At 66.1% G+C, this 13279-nt stretch carries 15 protein-coding genes; 8 read left to right on the forward strand and 7 right to left on the reverse strand.

Going from position 1 to position 13279, the window contains the following annotated elements; genetic code table 11:
* Nucleotides 1-2 precede the first annotated feature (2 nt).
* The 4 genes from HNP52_RS21140 to HNP52_RS21155 form a co-directional block, all read right to left on the reverse strand.
* Nucleotides 3-206: a helix-turn-helix transcriptional regulator gene (locus HNP52_RS21140; RefSeq protein WP_184170337.1), complete on the reverse strand. Its 204-nt coding sequence runs from the start codon at nt 204-206 to the stop codon at nt 3-5.
* Complete coding sequence (locus tag HNP52_RS21145; RefSeq protein WP_184170340.1) at nt 203-625, reverse strand: hypothetical protein; 423 nt, start codon at nt 623-625, stop codon at nt 203-205. The genes HNP52_RS21140 and HNP52_RS21145 overlap by 4 nt, the downstream gene beginning before the upstream one ends.
* 98 nt (nt 626-723) lie before the next feature.
* Complete coding sequence (locus tag HNP52_RS21150; protein WP_184170343.1) at nt 724-900, reverse strand: hypothetical protein; 177 nt, start codon at nt 898-900, stop codon at nt 724-726.
* 92 nt (nt 901-992) lie between these two features.
* Entirely contained in the window at nt 993-2390 is a 1398-nt protein-coding gene (locus HNP52_RS21155; protein ID WP_184170346.1) for a glutamate ligase domain-containing protein, read from the reverse strand.
* A 40-nt stretch (nt 2391-2430) separates the two neighbouring features.
* Here HNP52_RS21155 and HNP52_RS21160 point away from each other — a divergent pair, with 40 nt between their 5' ends.
* Together HNP52_RS21160 and HNP52_RS21165 are read left to right on the forward strand one after the other, a co-directional pair.
* Nucleotides 2431-3264, forward strand: coding sequence for an LD-carboxypeptidase (locus HNP52_RS21160; RefSeq protein ID WP_184170348.1), 834 nt, complete (start codon nt 2431-2433; stop codon nt 3262-3264).
* An 83-nt stretch (nt 3265-3347) separates the two neighbouring features.
* Nucleotides 3348-4361 (forward strand): aldo/keto reductase, encoded by a 1014-nt coding sequence (locus HNP52_RS21165; protein WP_184170351.1) that lies wholly within the window; start codon nt 3348-3350, stop codon nt 4359-4361.
* Nucleotides 4362-4394: 33 nt separating this feature from the next.
* Here HNP52_RS21165 and HNP52_RS21170 read toward each other — a convergent pair whose 3' ends face one another.
* Together HNP52_RS21170 and HNP52_RS21175 are read right to left on the reverse strand one after the other, a co-directional pair.
* The gene (locus tag HNP52_RS21170) at nt 4395-5789 is read right to left on the reverse strand and encodes a bifunctional 2-polyprenyl-6-hydroxyphenol methylase/3-demethylubiquinol 3-O-methyltransferase UbiG (protein ID WP_184170354.1); all 1395 of its coding nucleotides are present in this window, start codon (nt 5787-5789) and stop codon (nt 4395-4397) included.
* Complete coding sequence (locus HNP52_RS21175; protein ID WP_184170357.1) at nt 5779-6135, reverse strand: VOC family protein; 357 nt, start codon at nt 6133-6135, stop codon at nt 5779-5781. Before HNP52_RS21175 ends, HNP52_RS21170 begins: the two co-directional genes overlap by 11 nt.
* A gap of 80 nt (nt 6136-6215) precedes the next feature.
* Between HNP52_RS21175 and thrS the strand changes: the two genes are divergently transcribed.
* The 6 genes from thrS (at nt 6216) to HNP52_RS21205 (ending at nt 12676) form a co-directional block, all read left to right on the forward strand.
* Entirely contained in the window at nt 6216-8207 is a 1992-nt protein-coding gene (gene thrS / locus HNP52_RS21180) for a threonine--tRNA ligase (protein ID WP_221416607.1), read from the forward strand.
* On the forward strand, nt 8204-8530 hold the full coding sequence (locus HNP52_RS21185; RefSeq protein WP_184170363.1) for a YnfA family protein: 327 nt from the start codon (nt 8204-8206) through the stop codon (nt 8528-8530). Before thrS ends, HNP52_RS21185 begins: the two co-directional genes overlap by 4 nt.
* Complete coding sequence (locus HNP52_RS21190; protein ID WP_184170366.1) at nt 8530-8970, forward strand: acetyltransferase; 441 nt, start codon at nt 8530-8532, stop codon at nt 8968-8970. The genes HNP52_RS21185 and HNP52_RS21190 overlap by 1 nt, the downstream gene beginning before the upstream one ends.
* A gap of 149 nt (nt 8971-9119) precedes the next feature.
* A complete protein-coding gene (gene infC / locus HNP52_RS21195) occupies nt 9120-9653 on the forward strand; it encodes a translation initiation factor IF-3 (RefSeq protein WP_184170369.1) in 534 nt (177 codons plus the stop codon).
* Nucleotides 9653-10525, forward strand: coding sequence for a family 16 glycosylhydrolase (locus tag HNP52_RS21200; protein WP_184170371.1), 873 nt, complete (start codon nt 9653-9655; stop codon nt 10523-10525). The genes infC and HNP52_RS21200 overlap by 1 nt, the downstream gene beginning before the upstream one ends.
* A gap of 69 nt (nt 10526-10594) precedes the next feature.
* Nucleotides 10595-12676, forward strand: coding sequence for a sulfatase-like hydrolase/transferase (locus HNP52_RS21205; RefSeq protein ID WP_184170373.1), 2082 nt, complete (start codon nt 10595-10597; stop codon nt 12674-12676).
* Nucleotides 12677-12894: 218 nt separating this feature from the next.
* On the opposite strand, the gene HNP52_RS21210 is transcribed toward HNP52_RS21205, so the two are convergent.
* Nucleotides 12895-13278, reverse strand: a complete 384-nt coding sequence (locus tag HNP52_RS21210; protein ID WP_184170375.1) for a VOC family protein — start codon at nt 13276-13278, stop codon at nt 12895-12897.
* Between the last annotated feature and the right edge of the window lies 1 nt (nt 13279).

The raw sequence follows: 13279 nt of genomic DNA on the forward strand, positions 1-13279 counted from the left end.
GGTCAGTCCTTGCGGTTGGGATTGGTGAAGATCTCTTCGATGGTCAGGCCGAACAGGTCGGCGATCTTGAAGGCGAGCGGGAGCGAGGGATCGTAGCGGCCGGTCTCGATCGCATTGACGCTCTGGCGGGAGACCTCGAGCCGCTCGGCCAGGTCCTGCTGGCTCCACGCCCGCTCGGCGCGCAGCACGCGGAGGCGATTGTTCATTCGCCGTCTCCCGCCAACCGATCGCGCCAGGTCAGCACGCACTGCGCGATCCCCCAGGCGCCGCACCAGAGCGGGAAGCCCCAGATCGCGATATCCGGATCGGGCTGGATCGCGCCGCCATTGGTGAGGAAGCCATATATGGTGACCGCGGCCAGCAGCACGCCGGTGCCGAACAACATGCAGGCGGCGATGCGCTGGCGCTGGAACTCGTCGGTTTCCTCGAGAAGATAGAGCCCCATCACGACGATCACGCCGATGACGGGGAGCGCCGGCAGAACCGAGAGGGTGACCAGCGCCACGCCGGTCGGATGCAGCTCCTTGAGCGCCCAGACGCAGGCGAACAGCACGACGACATAGGCGATCATCGTCGGAACGAACCGCTTCAGATAGCGGCGGCCGGCAACCGTACTTGTCTTCATGTCAAGCGTCCTTTCGAATCAGTCAAGGACGCTTTACTTGATAAACGACAGATATGTCAATGAAGCTTTCCATATCGGAAAGCACCCACGACTAACTGCTAATGCTGCTTTCCAACGGGCGGGTCGGGATCGACGCTCCAGCCCCGCATGTCGCGGATCATCGGCTTGCCGCAGCCCTCGCACCAGGATCGAAAGGTCGAGCCGTCATTCCATGCGCGCCCACGGCTGCGATGGTGTTTGCCGAACACGCAAAAGACTGGCTGCAGCAACCGCATATGCCGCCTCCCCGGAATCTGAGGGGAAGGTGACATTGCAGCGCACACAAAGTCTACAACTTTCTGAATATACGAAGAATTATTGCCTATTTTTAATGTGCGAGCCGCCCGAGCATTTCGGCTGCCAGCTGGCTGAGCGTGTCGTCGCGCGCGCCCATCACCACGATCCGGTCCCCCGGTCGTGCGATCGCCACCAGATGCGCCGCCGCCGCTGCCCGATCAGGAATGTGCACCGCGTTGCGCCCCGTCGCCGCGACATCGGCAATGATGTCTGCGCTGGTCACTTCGCGATTGGTGGTGCCGCCCTGATAGACCGGGTCGGGCAGCACCAGCACGTCCTCGGCGCCCAGCTTCTCGGCGAACATCGCCACCAACTCGCGCCGCATCACCCGGAGCGGGCCATAGCCATGCGGCTGGAACAGCAGCAGCAACCGCCCTTCGAACGCGTGGAGCGTGTCGAGCGTCGCGGCGATCTTGTCGGGGTTGTGGCCGAAATCGTCGATCACCGCGATCTCGTTCGCCTCGCCGACCAGTTCGAAGCGGCGCTTGAGCCCCTGGAATCCCTGGATCGCCTGGGCCGCATCCTCGAGCGCGATCCCCGCCGCCAGCGCCGCGCCGATCGCCGCCAGCGCATTGGAGACATTGTGCTTGCCCGGTACCTGCAGCGTCACCGGGATCGAGGGTTCACCCTCGCGCGCCAGCTCGAACGCGATGCCATAGCGCTGCTCGCGCAGGTTGATCGCCGTCAGGTCCGCGGCCGAGCCGATCGCGAAGGTCACCAGCCGGTCGCGCGGCATCGTCGCCGCCAGCAGCGCGCCCTCGCCATTGTCGAGATTGACCACCGCCTTGCCCGATCGGGCGATGAACGCACCGAACAGCTCGATCAGCTTCTCCATCGGCAGGTGATCGAGGCTGACATTGTTGAGGACCGCGACATGCGGGCGATAGAGCGCGATCGATCCGTCGCTCTCGTCGACTTCGCTCACATAGGCGCCGCCGCTGCCGACCAGCGCACTGGCAAAGGGCGCGTCGGGCGTGACGAAATTCTTCATCACCGCGCCGTTCATCACCGTCGGATCGCGGCCCAGCGCATGGAGGATCCAGCCGATCATGCCGGTGACGGTCGATTTGCCGCTGGTCCCTGCCACGCCGATCGACGCCGGCGAGCCGTTGAACAGCGCGGCGTTGAGCTCGGCACGCGTCATCCGCGGATTGCCCAGCTCCGCGGCGCGGCGGGCATCAGGCACGGTCTCCTCGATCGCGGCGGAAGCGACGACGACCTGCTCGCTCGAGCTGATCCCGCTCCCGTCCTGCGGGAACAGTCCGATCCCGCTGGCCTTCAGGAAATCGAACTTGGCCGGCAGCCGCCCCGAATCGAGGCTGCGGTCCGACCCGGCCACGCTGGCACCCTGCCCGGCCAGGATCATCGCCAGCGGCATCATCCCCGATCCACCGATGCCGACGAAGAAGTAAGGTTTGCGATGCTCCATGGCCTCGCGCTATCGGCAATTCGAAGCAAAGGGGCAAGGCATGCGCATCGGAGTCGTCGCACCAGCAAGGACAGTCAGCCGGGAATCCTCGGCCAGGCTATCCGCGTTCATGGCGCTGACCTATCCCGAGCACGAGATCGTGTTCCATCCGCAATGCTATCTCGAATGGGGCCATTTCGCCGGCACCGACGAGCAGCGCGCCGCCGCCTTCCTCGAATATGCCAATGATCCGGCGTTCGACGCGATCTGGTTCGCGCGCGGCGGCTATGGCTCCAATCGCATCCTCGACATGGTGATGCCGAAGCTCGGTTCGGCTGCCCGCCACAAGACCTATATCGGCTTCTCGGACATGGGCTTCATGCTCGGCGCGCTCTATGCCGCGCGGGTCGGCCGCGTCGCGCACGGGTCGATGTCCTCGGGCCTCGGCCAGCATGACGAGGGCGTTTCCGAAGGCTGGGTGCTCGGCTGGCTGATCGACGGCGACAAGCGCGGTCTGGAGCCGGCGCTGGCCGATGGCCGCCCCGCCGCCGCGTTCAACCTGTCGATCCTCAATGCGCTGATCGGCACCAAATACCTGCCCGACCTGACCGACCATGTCCTCTACATCGAGGAGGTGGACGAGCCGCTCTACCGGATCGACCGGATGATGTTCCAGATGGCGCACGCCACCCAGCTCAAGGGCATTGCCGGCGTGCGGCTGGGCGCGGTCTCGGCGGTCAAGGACAATGGCGAGGCCGCGGGCAACTACAGCTTCGGCGAGACGATCGACCAGATGATCCTGCGCTGGTGCCACGATATGGGCGTGCCCTATCTCGGCCGCGCCGAGATCGGGCATGTCCGCCTCAACCGGGTGGTGCCCTTCGGGCTGCTCTAACCCTACCCGTACGGGTCTTTCGCGCACAGGCGCCGCTACCTATCTGCCGGGCTCGACACGGCTTCGGAAAAGGGCAGCGCGATATGGCGATCAAGGACATCCTCCCCGGCAAGCTCGGCTTCGGCGCCGCCCCGCTCGGCAACATGTTCCGCGACATCCCCGAGGAGGAGGCGCTCGCCACCGTCGATGCCGCCTGGGACCAGGGCATCCGCTATTACGACACCGCCCCGCTCTACGGCGCCGGCCTGGCCGAGATCCGCATGGGCGAAGTGCTCGGCAGCCGCCCGCGCGACGAATATGTGATCAGCACCAAGGTCGGTCGCGTCATCCTCGACGAGCTCGAGGATGTCAGCGCACGCGACCAGGGCGAGAAGGCCGGCGTCTTCGCCCATGGCCGCGCCAACAAGGTCGTGAACGACTATTCGGCAGACGCGACGATGCGCTCGATCGAGGACAGCCTGAAGCGGCTCAGGACCGATCGCATCGAGATCGTCTTCGTCCATGACCTCGCCCAGGATTTCTATCGCGACGAATGGGTCGACCGCTTCGCCGAGGCGCGCAAGGGCGCCTTCCGCACGCTCGACCGCTTGCGCGACGAAGGCGTGATCAAGGCCTGGGGCCTGGGCGTGAACAAGGTCGAGGCCTGCGAGTTGCTGCTCGACCTGGAGGAACCGCGCCCGGACGGTTTCCTGCTCGCCGGCCGCTATACGCTGCTCGACCACGAACGCGCGCTGCAGCGGCTGATGCCCAAGGTCGCCGAGCGCGGCCTCGGCATCGTCGTCGGCGGACCCTACAGCTCGGGCGTGCTCGTCGGCGGCGCGCATTTCGAATATGCCCCGGCGCCCCGGGCGATGCTCGACAAGGTCGCCCGGATCAGAGCGATCGCCGATCGCCATGGCGTGAGCATGAAGGCGGCGGGCCTGCAGTTCTCGCTGGCCAATCCGGCGGTCGCCGCGGTGATCCCCGGTGCCAGCAAGCCGAGCCGCCTCGCCGAGGACCATGCCGCGCTGAACGAAGCGATCCCCGCCGATTTCTGGCGCGAGCTGCGCGAAGCGAGCCTGGTTTCGCCGGATGCCCCGCTGCCGATCGACGGGTGACCCTTCTTCTCCCTCTCCCCTCCGGGGAGAGGGCTACTGCACCCGCTTCGCCCACAAATGGAACATCCCCGCGAACAGATGCGGCGCCGTTGCCTCCACCTGGTCCCATAGGGCGAGGCTGCGCCGGTCGCCGCTGGTCCCGAAGAGCCGCGTGAACAGGCCCTGCGCATCGGGCGGGGCATCGAGCATCAGCAGTTCCAGCCCGGCGGCGCCGAGCATCTCGCCGATCGCCGGCAGCCGGTACCAATGCTCGCGGACATGGAAGCACAGGTCGCGGCACCCGCTCAGCGTATAGAAGTCGTCGCTTTCCCGCAGCCGGGAGAGCGGCTGTTCCGGCGGCAGCGCCAGCACATGCGCACGGAACGTGCGAATGCCCTCCACACTCGCATCCCAGCCATGCTCGGCGATCACCCGGTGCGCCTCGGCAACCCAGCCTCGCGCACGCTCGCTGTAGAGCGCGAGCCGCACCACCCCGCCCGGTTCCAGTGCGCCCGTCAGCGCGGCCAGCCCGTCCTCGGGCCGCTCCATATGGTGGAGCACGCCGGTACAGTTCACCAGCCCGAAGCGCTGGCCCAGCTTCGCTACATCAAGGATGTCGCCCTGCACGAAGCGCACCGCCTGCACGCCCAGCGCGCCGGCCATGCGCTGGCCATAGGCAAGGCTGGCGCCGCTCAGGTCCAGCGCGGTGATCGTCAGCGACGGGTCCATCCGGGCCAGGTCGATCGGCTCGAATCCGGTTCCGCAGCCGGCGACCAGCACCGCAAGCGGTTCGGCCTGCGGGGCGCCAAGCGCGGCGAGGTGCGCGGCCACCGACACGCGCTGCCGGCCCGCGGGCGCGCGCCAGCGCGGATAGGGATTGGCCTCGTACTGCGCGCGCACCCTATCCGATACGGCGTCGCCCGATACGCCGAGCGATGGCATCGCCTCAGCCAGCGCCCGCTCCTCGGCAAGCGCGGCCGCCGCCTCGGAAGGAACGCCCAGCCCTTCCCCGCCCCACACATACTCGCCGGCAAAGGCCTGCACCGCCAGCGCCGCCCGCAACCCCTCCGGCAGCGTTTCTTCCGCCAGCCAGGCCAGCCGCGTCTCCATCGCCGGATCGACGTTGATGCAGCGGGTGAGGAACGCGATCCACAGCGCGTCCTCCGCCACTGCCGGCTCGGGATATTTCACCAGCAGCATGCGTGCCGTCGTCCGCGCCAATACCTGCGGATCGACCGTACGCGCATGCAGGCAGGTCACCAGGTCCGCCTCCAGCTGAGTCGGCCAGCCGGTCAGCGACAGGTGCGACAGCAGCTCCGCATAGGCCGGCGCCGTCGCCTCGGAATCGAACGCCAGCGCATGGCTCAGCATCGGCAGCGCCTGGTTGAACGCGCCCTGGTTGGCGGCATCGGCCGCCATGCGCAGCAATTGCCCGGCTTCAGGATGCAATGCGGCCGATCCTCACCAGCGTGCCGTCCGGATCGCTCACCGCGAACTCGTAGCAGCCCCAGGGCTTCAGGCTCGGCTCCTCCTTCTCGATGATGTGCTCGCGCACGCGGTCCGCCACGGCGTCGACATCGTCGGTGTAGAGATAGATGCCGAAAGGATTGTGCCCCGGCGCCAGCCAGCCGGTCATTGCCTGGTTGAGGTGCAGGTCCCAGCCCTTGCCGTCGCTCAGGATGCGGTAGTGGCCATGGTCGCTGGTGAGCCGGAACCCGAGTCGTTCGTAGAAGGCGGTGCTCGCGATCAGGTCGTTCGAAGGGATGATGGCGGCGGCGCGATGTGCATCAGTCATACGGCTTGCCTATATTGGTCGGGCGAAGGCATAAGCCGCGCTCCTTAAACACTCCAGTGAAAGTCAAACCCGTGTCCGAGATGTTCCGCATTACGCTGCCCGACGGTTCCGTCCGCGAGGTAGCCCCGGGGACTACCCCGGCGGACATCGCCGCGGCGATCGGTCCGGGCCTGGCCAAGGCGGCGCTCGCCGCGCGCGTCGATGGCGAGCTGCGCGACATCGGCCGCCCGTTCGAAGGCGACGCCCAGCTCGCCCTGGTCACCGCCAAGGACGAAAAAGACGCGCTGGAACTCGCGCGACACGACTTTGCGCACATCCTCGCCGAGGCAGTTCAGAATCTCTTCCCCGGCACCCAGATCACCTTCGGCCCCGCGACCGATGACGGCTTCTATTACGATTTCGCGCCCAAGGATCGCCCGTTCACGGACGAGGACCTGCCGGCGATCGAAGCCGAGATGCGCAAGATCATCGGCAAGAACGAGCCGCTGATCCGCGAGGTCTGGTCGCGCCAGCAGCTGATCGATCGCTGGACCAGGCAGGGCGAGACCTTCAAGGCCGAATGGGCGCAGGAACTGCCCGAAGGTGAGGAACTGACGGTGTACCGCGCCGGCAAGGGCGAGGACGCGTGGCTGGACATGTGCCGCGGCCCGCACCTCGCCTCCACCGGCAAGGTCGATCCCAACGCCTTCAAGCTGACGCGCGTCTCGGGCGCCTATTGGCGCGGCGACCAGAAGAACGCGATGCTCTCGCGCATCTACGGCACCGGCTGGCTCAACAAGAAGCAGCTCGATGAGCACATGATGCGCCTCGAGGAGGCGGCCAAGCGCGACCATCGCAAGCTCGGCCAGGAGATGGACCTGTTCCACCTCCAGCAGGAAGCGCATGGCAGCGTGTTCTGGCACCCGAACGGCTATGTCATCTACCGCGCGCTTGAGGATTATATGCGCCGCGCGGTGAACGGCGCGGGCAGCAAGGAAGTGAAGACGCCGCAGGTGATGGACGCGCGCCAGTGGGAGCAGTCCGGCCATTGGGGCAAGTATCGCCAGAACATGTTCGTCATCCCCGACGAGACGCCGAACATCGAGGACGAAGGTCCCATGGTGTCGGAAGGCGCGCAGTGGATGGCGCTCAAGCCGATGAACTGCCCGGCGCACATCCTGATCTTCAAGCAGGGGATCAAGTCGTATCGCGACCTGCCGCTGCGCCTCGTCGAGAATGGCTGCTGCCACCGCAACGAGCCGCACGGCGCGCTGCACGGGCTGATGCGCGTCCGGCAGTTCACCCAGGACGACGGCCATATCTTCTGCCGCGAAGACCAGATCGTCGAGGAAGTGCAGAACTTCTGCGAGCTCGCCGACCGGGTCTACAAGGATTTCGGCTTCACCTATTCGATCAAGCTGGCGCTGCGCCCCGAGAATCGCTTCGGCACCGAGGAGATGTGGGACCAGGCCGAGGCCGAACTGCGTGACGCGGTGGTCCGCGCCGGCATGGCGACCGAGGAATATGGCTGGGAAGAGCTGCCCGGCGAAGGCGCCTTCTATGCGCCCAAGCTCGAATGGCACCTGACCGACGCGATCGGCCGCACCTGGCAGGTCGGCACGATCCAGTCGGACCGCGTGCTGCCCGAGCGCCTCGATGCGTCCTACGTCGCCGAGGATGGCGAGCGTCACCGCCCCGTGATGCTCCACCGCGCGATCTTCGGCTCGTACGAGCGCTTCATCGGCATCCTGATCGAGCATTTCGCGGGCAAGCTGCCGACCTGGCTCGCGCCGACCCAGGCGGTGGTGGCGACGATCGTCTCGGACGCCGACGATTATGCGAAGGAAGTCGCCAAGAAGCTCCAGGCTGTCGGCATCCGCGTCGAGACCGATCTTCGCAACGAGAAGATCAACTACAAGGTCCGCGAGCATTCAGTGGCCAAGGTTCCGAACCTGCTCGTCGTCGGCAAGCGCGAGGCCGAGGAAGGCACCGTGGCGCTGCGCGTGCTGGGCAGCCAGGGACAGCAGATGCTGAGCCTCGACGAAGTGGTGGCCAAGCTGGTGGCCGAGGCGACTCCGCCCGACCTGGCATGAACCCGGCTACGCTCGCGATCTATGCCGGCGCCGCGCTGGCCGAGATCGCGGGCTGCTTCGCCTTCTGGGCGGTACTGCGGCTGGACAAATCGGCCTGGTGGTTGATCCCCGGCGGCGTATCGCTCGCCCTGTTCGCCTGGCTGTTGACGCTAAGCAGCACCGACGCGGCCGGGCGAGCCTATGCCGCCTATGGCGGGATCTACATCCTCGCCTCGCTCGGCTGGATGATCCTGGTCGAGCGGGTGCCGCCCACGCGCTGGGACATGGCCGGCGCGGCGCTGGCAGTGGCGGGATGCCTGGTGATCCTCTGGGGAAGGCGCTGATGCTCCATATTCGCCCTGGCACCAAAGCCGATGTCCCCCGGGCGCTGGCGATCTGGCGCGCAGCGGTCGACGCCACCCATGGCTTCCTCTCGACCGCACACCGCGCCGAGATCGACACGATGGTCGCGGAGCAGTTCCTGCCCCAGGCACCGCTTTGGCTGGTCGAGGACGATGCCGGGGCGGTGCAGGCCTTCCTTGCCATGGACGGGACCATGATCGACGCATTGTTCGTCGATCCCGCCGCGCATGGCCGCGGCCTTGGCAGTGCCCTGATAGCGCACGCCCTGTCCCTGTCTCCGGATCTACTGGTCGACGCCAACGAACAGGCGGATAATGCCCTGCCCTTCTATCTCGCGCGCGGCTTCGAAGTCATCGGGCGCTCGGAAAGCGATCCGGAGGGGCGGCCTTATCCCATCCTCCACTTGCGTTATGTCGGCTAAAACCCGATATCAGCGTTACGTCCACGCCACAGTGCGCGGAATTTCGGCGGAAACGCGGTCGCCGGGCTACCGATTTGCCCCTTACTGCGTTATTGACCCGCCCAAACCCTGAGTCTGCAACAACAGGAGCAAGTCGTATACGTCCGCCCATGAATCGCCGCTCGATGGTGGCACCGCCGATGAACGGTCCGCGGTTTAACGAATTCATTCAGTCGCCCAAGGTCCGCGTGATCGACCATGAGGGCGAGAATCTCGGCGTGATGTACACGCGCGAGGCGATGGAACAGGCGCAGGAGCTTGGGCTCGACCTTGTCGAAGTGTCGCCCAACGCGGACCCGCCCGTTGCCAAGTTCCTCGACGTCGGCAAGTTCAAGTACGAGGCGCAGAAGAAGGCGAACCTCGCGCGCAAGAGCCAGAAGACGCAGGAGATCAAAGAGATCAAGATGCGCCCGAACATCGACGATCACGATTACGACGTGAAGATGAAGGCCATCCACAAGTTCATCGGCGAAGGCGACAAGGTGAAGGTCACCCTGCGCTTCCGTGGCCGCGAGCTCAGCCATGGCCAGCTCGGCATGATCCTGCTCAAGCGTGTGCAGGAAGACTGCGCCGAGGACGCGAAGGTCGAGTCCTATCCGCGCATGGAAGGTCGCCAGATGCTGATGGTGCTGGCACCCAAGTGATGCACAAGGCGCGAGGGCTGCTGATCGCGGCCCTCGCCGCCCTTCCCCTCCCGGCAGCGGCACAGACCGCCGCCTCTTCCACCACTTCCGAAGCCAGCGAGCCGATGGCGGTGCCCGCCGGCTATCGCCAGGTCTGGGCCGACGAGTTCGACCGGCCCGGTGCGCCCGATCCCGCCAAGTGGCGCTACGATACCAGCCGCAACAAGGCGGGCTGGTACAACAACGAGCTCCAATATTATGCCGCCGACCGGCCGGAGAATGTCCGGATCGAGAAGGGCCATCTCGTCATAGAGGCGCGCAAGGAACGGCTGGCCGACAAGCCCGATTTCGGCGGCCAGGACTATGCCTCGGGCAAGCTCGTCACCGCCGGCATCGCCGAATGGACCTATGGTTTTGTCGAGGTCCGGGCCAGGCTCGCCTGCGGGCGCGGCGTCTGGCCGGCGATCTGGATGCTCGGCATCGACGGCAAGGCCGGCTGGCCTGCGCTCGGCGAGATCGACATCATGGAACATGTCGGCTGGGACGAAGGCCGGGTCCACGGCACGATCCACACCAAGGCCTATAATCACGCCATCCACACCCAGCGCGGCGCCAATACGCTGCTTGCGGATGCGTGCACCGCCTTCCACACCTACCAGCTCGACTGGACCAACGATCGCATCCTGATCGGAGTCGATGGCCGCGCCTTCATGCGCTTCGACAATGACCATAAGCGCGATTCCGCGACCTGGCCGTTCGACAAACCCCAGTACCTGATCCTCAACGTCGCCGTGGGCGGCTGGGGCGGGCAGAAGGGCATCGATGACGATGCCTTCCCGTCCCGGATGGACGTCGATTTTGTCCGGGTCTGGCAAGCGCCGACACCTCGATAACGGTGCCATCCCTCGTTGAAGGCTGCACGGCCGTGAAGCATCCTCGCGCCCAGTTTGGGGAGAGGAATCATGGCGACCAGCACTGCCGGGGACGCTACCGCGCGTCCGAACATCCTGCTCATCACCTGTGACCAGTATCGCTTCCCCCGCTTCGCCTATGGCGCGGAGGGCGGGTTCGACGCGGAGCTCAAGGAGATACTGGGCTTCCAGGGCGAGATCGGCACGCATAACCGCTATGCCGAATATTTCCCCGGGCTGCTGCGGCTGCGCGAAAACGCCGTGGTGCTGCGCAACCACACGATCGCCGCCTCGGCCTGCACACCAAGTCGCGCAGTGATCTACACCGGCCAGTACGGCACCCGCACCGGCGTCACCCAGACCGACGGGCTGTTCAAGAACGGCGACTCGCCCAACTTCCCCTGGCTCGACGCCGACGGCATCCCGACGCTGGGCAGCTGGATGCGCGAGGCCGGTTACTCGACCCATTATTTCGGCAAGTGGCACGTCTCCAACCCACCCGAGCACAGCCTGAAACGCTATGGCTTCGACGATTGGGAAGAGAGCTATCCCGAGCCGCACGGCGCCCAGCCCAACAATCTGGGAATCTACCGGGACACCGGCTTCACCGACAGCGCCTGCAGCTTCCTCCGTCGCCAGGGGCTGGCGCTCAACTACAACCGGGTGTCGGCCGAAATGGCGGTGCAGGACCCGGCCTCGACCGGTCCGGACGTGGACAGCATCCCGCCCTGGTTCGCGGTGGTCTCGTTCACCAACCCGCACGACATCGCCACCTATCCCGGTGTGATCGCCCAGGCGCTGCCGGACCATCAGAACAAGCGCGGCACCCAGTCGATCTTCGGGCCGCTGACCGTGCCCGGCAAGCACCAGAAGACCCCCGCCCCCATCGCCGGATCGATGCGGATTCCGCTCAATCCGCTCGACTTCCCGCAGGAATGTTCCCGCGCCTCGCCCACGCAGAACGAGGATCTCTCGACCAAGCCGAGCGCGCAGCACGAGGCCGCCTACAAGGTCGGGCTCGCGCTGGCGGCCAAGGGCGGGTTCAACATCGTCAATGGGCTGGTCGCCGCCGGCGAGAACTGGCTCGAACAGCACGACCTCGACCCGACGCTCGATCCCGAGAAGGCCGCCGCGCGGCGCAAGCGGCTCGCGCTGCAGCAGTCGCTGAAGAGCTGCATTCCCTTCCAGCTCGCCACCGAGGATCAGGGCGGGCCGGACGCGAATTGCGTCCAGTTCCTGCAATTCTATGCCTGGCTGCATTCGGTCGTAGACCAGCACATCAACGCGGTGCTCGACGCGCTCGAGCAATCGGGCCAGGCCGACAATACCATCGTCGTGTTCCTGACCGATCACGGCGAATATGCCGCGGCGCACGGCATGATGATCGAGAAATGGTACACTGCCTATCAGGAAGCGCTGCACGTGCCGGTGGTCGTGCAGTTCCCCAAGGGTGGGCGGGACCTGGGCCAGGACGTCGTCGCGCCGGAGCCCGCGCAATATGACGGGCTTACCAGCCATATCGACATCCTGCCGACCATCCTCGGCCTTGCCGGGGTCAGCGCGGACGAGCGGCACGCGATCAGCCAGAAGCTGGCGCTGAGCCGCCCGGTGCCGCCGCTGCCCGGTGTCGACCTTTCGGCGATCATCACCGGCGTCGCCACCAAGGGCGAAATCGCGGTGACGCCGATCGTCGAGCCCGACGGACAGGAGCGCGAAGGCGTGCTGTTCATCACCGACGACGACATCACCGCGCCGCTGCCGCTTTCCCGCACCGCGCAGGGGCGGCACAGCTATGAGGAGTTCGACGTCTATCTCGACGTGGTCGACAGCGTAATTCACGGCAGCGATGGCAAGGGGCCGGTCTCGCTCCGGCGCGGGCCGGTGAAGCAACCCAACCATGTCCGCGCGGTGCGCACCCACGAGTTCAAGCTGGTTCGCTATTTCGATCCTTCCGGCCACGAGCCGCAGGAATGGGAGATGTACGACCTGCGCGGCGACCCGATCGAAGCGAACAACCTGGTGCAGGTCACGGTGACCCCGCCGACGATTCGCGAGGGGCTGCCCGCGGCACTACAGCAGGAGGCCGACAAGCTCGCCCAATTGCTGCGGCGGCTGGAATTGCGCGACCTGTAGCGCTTTGCACCGAAACGGAAGTACACAAAGTACAGGCCAAGAACCGGTTTTCAGCGGCCGCCGCGCAAGTTCCTTGCGCGCGCGAGATCCTATTTTTCCAACAACTTAAAGAGCGGCCCGGGCTGACCAGGACCGCGCTAGCCCAGCAGGCGAAATCCTACATTGCAAGCCCCGCCATCGCTTGAGTCCCGGCTTTCGCCAGGATGACGGCCGGGCGCTTATTGCGCCGGCGGCTCCCAAAGCTCGATCGGATTGCCCTCGGGATCGTGGATGCGGGCGAAACGGCCAGTCTCGGGCGTGTCCCACTCGTCCTTGGTGACGATCTCGATGCCGCGGGCATTGAGCTGCTCAAGCAGGCTGTCGAGATCGCGCACCCGGAAGTTCAGCATGTAGCTCTTGTCGGGCGCGAAATAGTCGGTCGTCGCCTTGAACGGCTCGAACACGACCCCACCCGGCTCGGGATGCCAGAACCAGGGGCTGGACTGCCCGCTCTCGTCCTTGCCGAAGCCGCCGCCGACACCCAGCACCTCGCCATACCAGGCCTTGAGCCCCTCGGGGTCCTGCGCACGGAAGAAGAAGCCTCCAAACCCGACAACCGGCATT

Source organism: Sphingomonas kyeonggiensis (assembly GCF_014204495.1).
Classification (GTDB): domain Bacteria; phylum Pseudomonadota; class Alphaproteobacteria; order Sphingomonadales; family Sphingomonadaceae; genus Sphingomonas; species Sphingomonas kyeonggiensis_A.

What these genes read in the sequence shown, in the direction of transcription:
- HNP52_RS21140 (WP_184170337.1), bottom strand. Translation starts at nt 206, where the DNA reads ATGAACAATCGCCTCCGCGTGCTGCGCGCCGAGCGGGCGTGGAGCCAG.
- HNP52_RS21145 (WP_184170340.1), bottom strand. Translation starts at nt 625, where the DNA reads ATGAAGACAAGTACGGTTGCCGGCCGCCGCTATCTGAAGCGGTTCGTT.
- HNP52_RS21150 (WP_184170343.1), bottom strand. Translation starts at nt 900, where the DNA reads ATGCGGTTGCTGCAGCCAGTCTTTTGCGTGTTCGGCAAACACCATCGC.
- HNP52_RS21155 (WP_184170346.1), bottom strand. Translation starts at nt 2,390, where the DNA reads ATGGAGCATCGCAAACCTTACTTCTTCGTCGGCATCGGTGGATCGGGG.
- HNP52_RS21160 (WP_184170348.1), top strand. Translation starts at nt 2,431, where the DNA reads ATGCGCATCGGAGTCGTCGCACCAGCAAGGACAGTCAGCCGGGAATCC.
- HNP52_RS21165 (WP_184170351.1), top strand. Translation starts at nt 3,348, where the DNA reads ATGGCGATCAAGGACATCCTCCCCGGCAAGCTCGGCTTCGGCGCCGCC.
- HNP52_RS21175 (WP_184170357.1), bottom strand. Translation starts at nt 6,135, where the DNA reads ATGACTGATGCACATCGCGCCGCCGCCATCATCCCTTCGAACGACCTG.
- thrS (WP_221416607.1), top strand. Translation starts at nt 6,216, where the DNA reads ATGTTCCGCATTACGCTGCCCGACGGTTCCGTCCGCGAGGTAGCCCCG.
- HNP52_RS21185 (WP_184170363.1), top strand. Translation starts at nt 8,204, where the DNA reads ATGAACCCGGCTACGCTCGCGATCTATGCCGGCGCCGCGCTGGCCGAG.
- HNP52_RS21190 (WP_184170366.1), top strand. Translation starts at nt 8,530, where the DNA reads ATGCTCCATATTCGCCCTGGCACCAAAGCCGATGTCCCCCGGGCGCTG.
- infC (WP_184170369.1), top strand. Translation starts at nt 9,120, where the DNA reads ATGAATCGCCGCTCGATGGTGGCACCGCCGATGAACGGTCCGCGGTTT.
- HNP52_RS21200 (WP_184170371.1), top strand. Translation starts at nt 9,653, where the DNA reads ATGCACAAGGCGCGAGGGCTGCTGATCGCGGCCCTCGCCGCCCTTCCC.
- HNP52_RS21205 (WP_184170373.1), top strand. Translation starts at nt 10,595, where the DNA reads ATGGCGACCAGCACTGCCGGGGACGCTACCGCGCGTCCGAACATCCTG.
- HNP52_RS21210 (WP_184170375.1), bottom strand. Translation starts at nt 13,278, where the DNA reads ATGCCGGTTGTCGGGTTTGGAGGCTTCTTCTTCCGTGCGCAGGACCCC.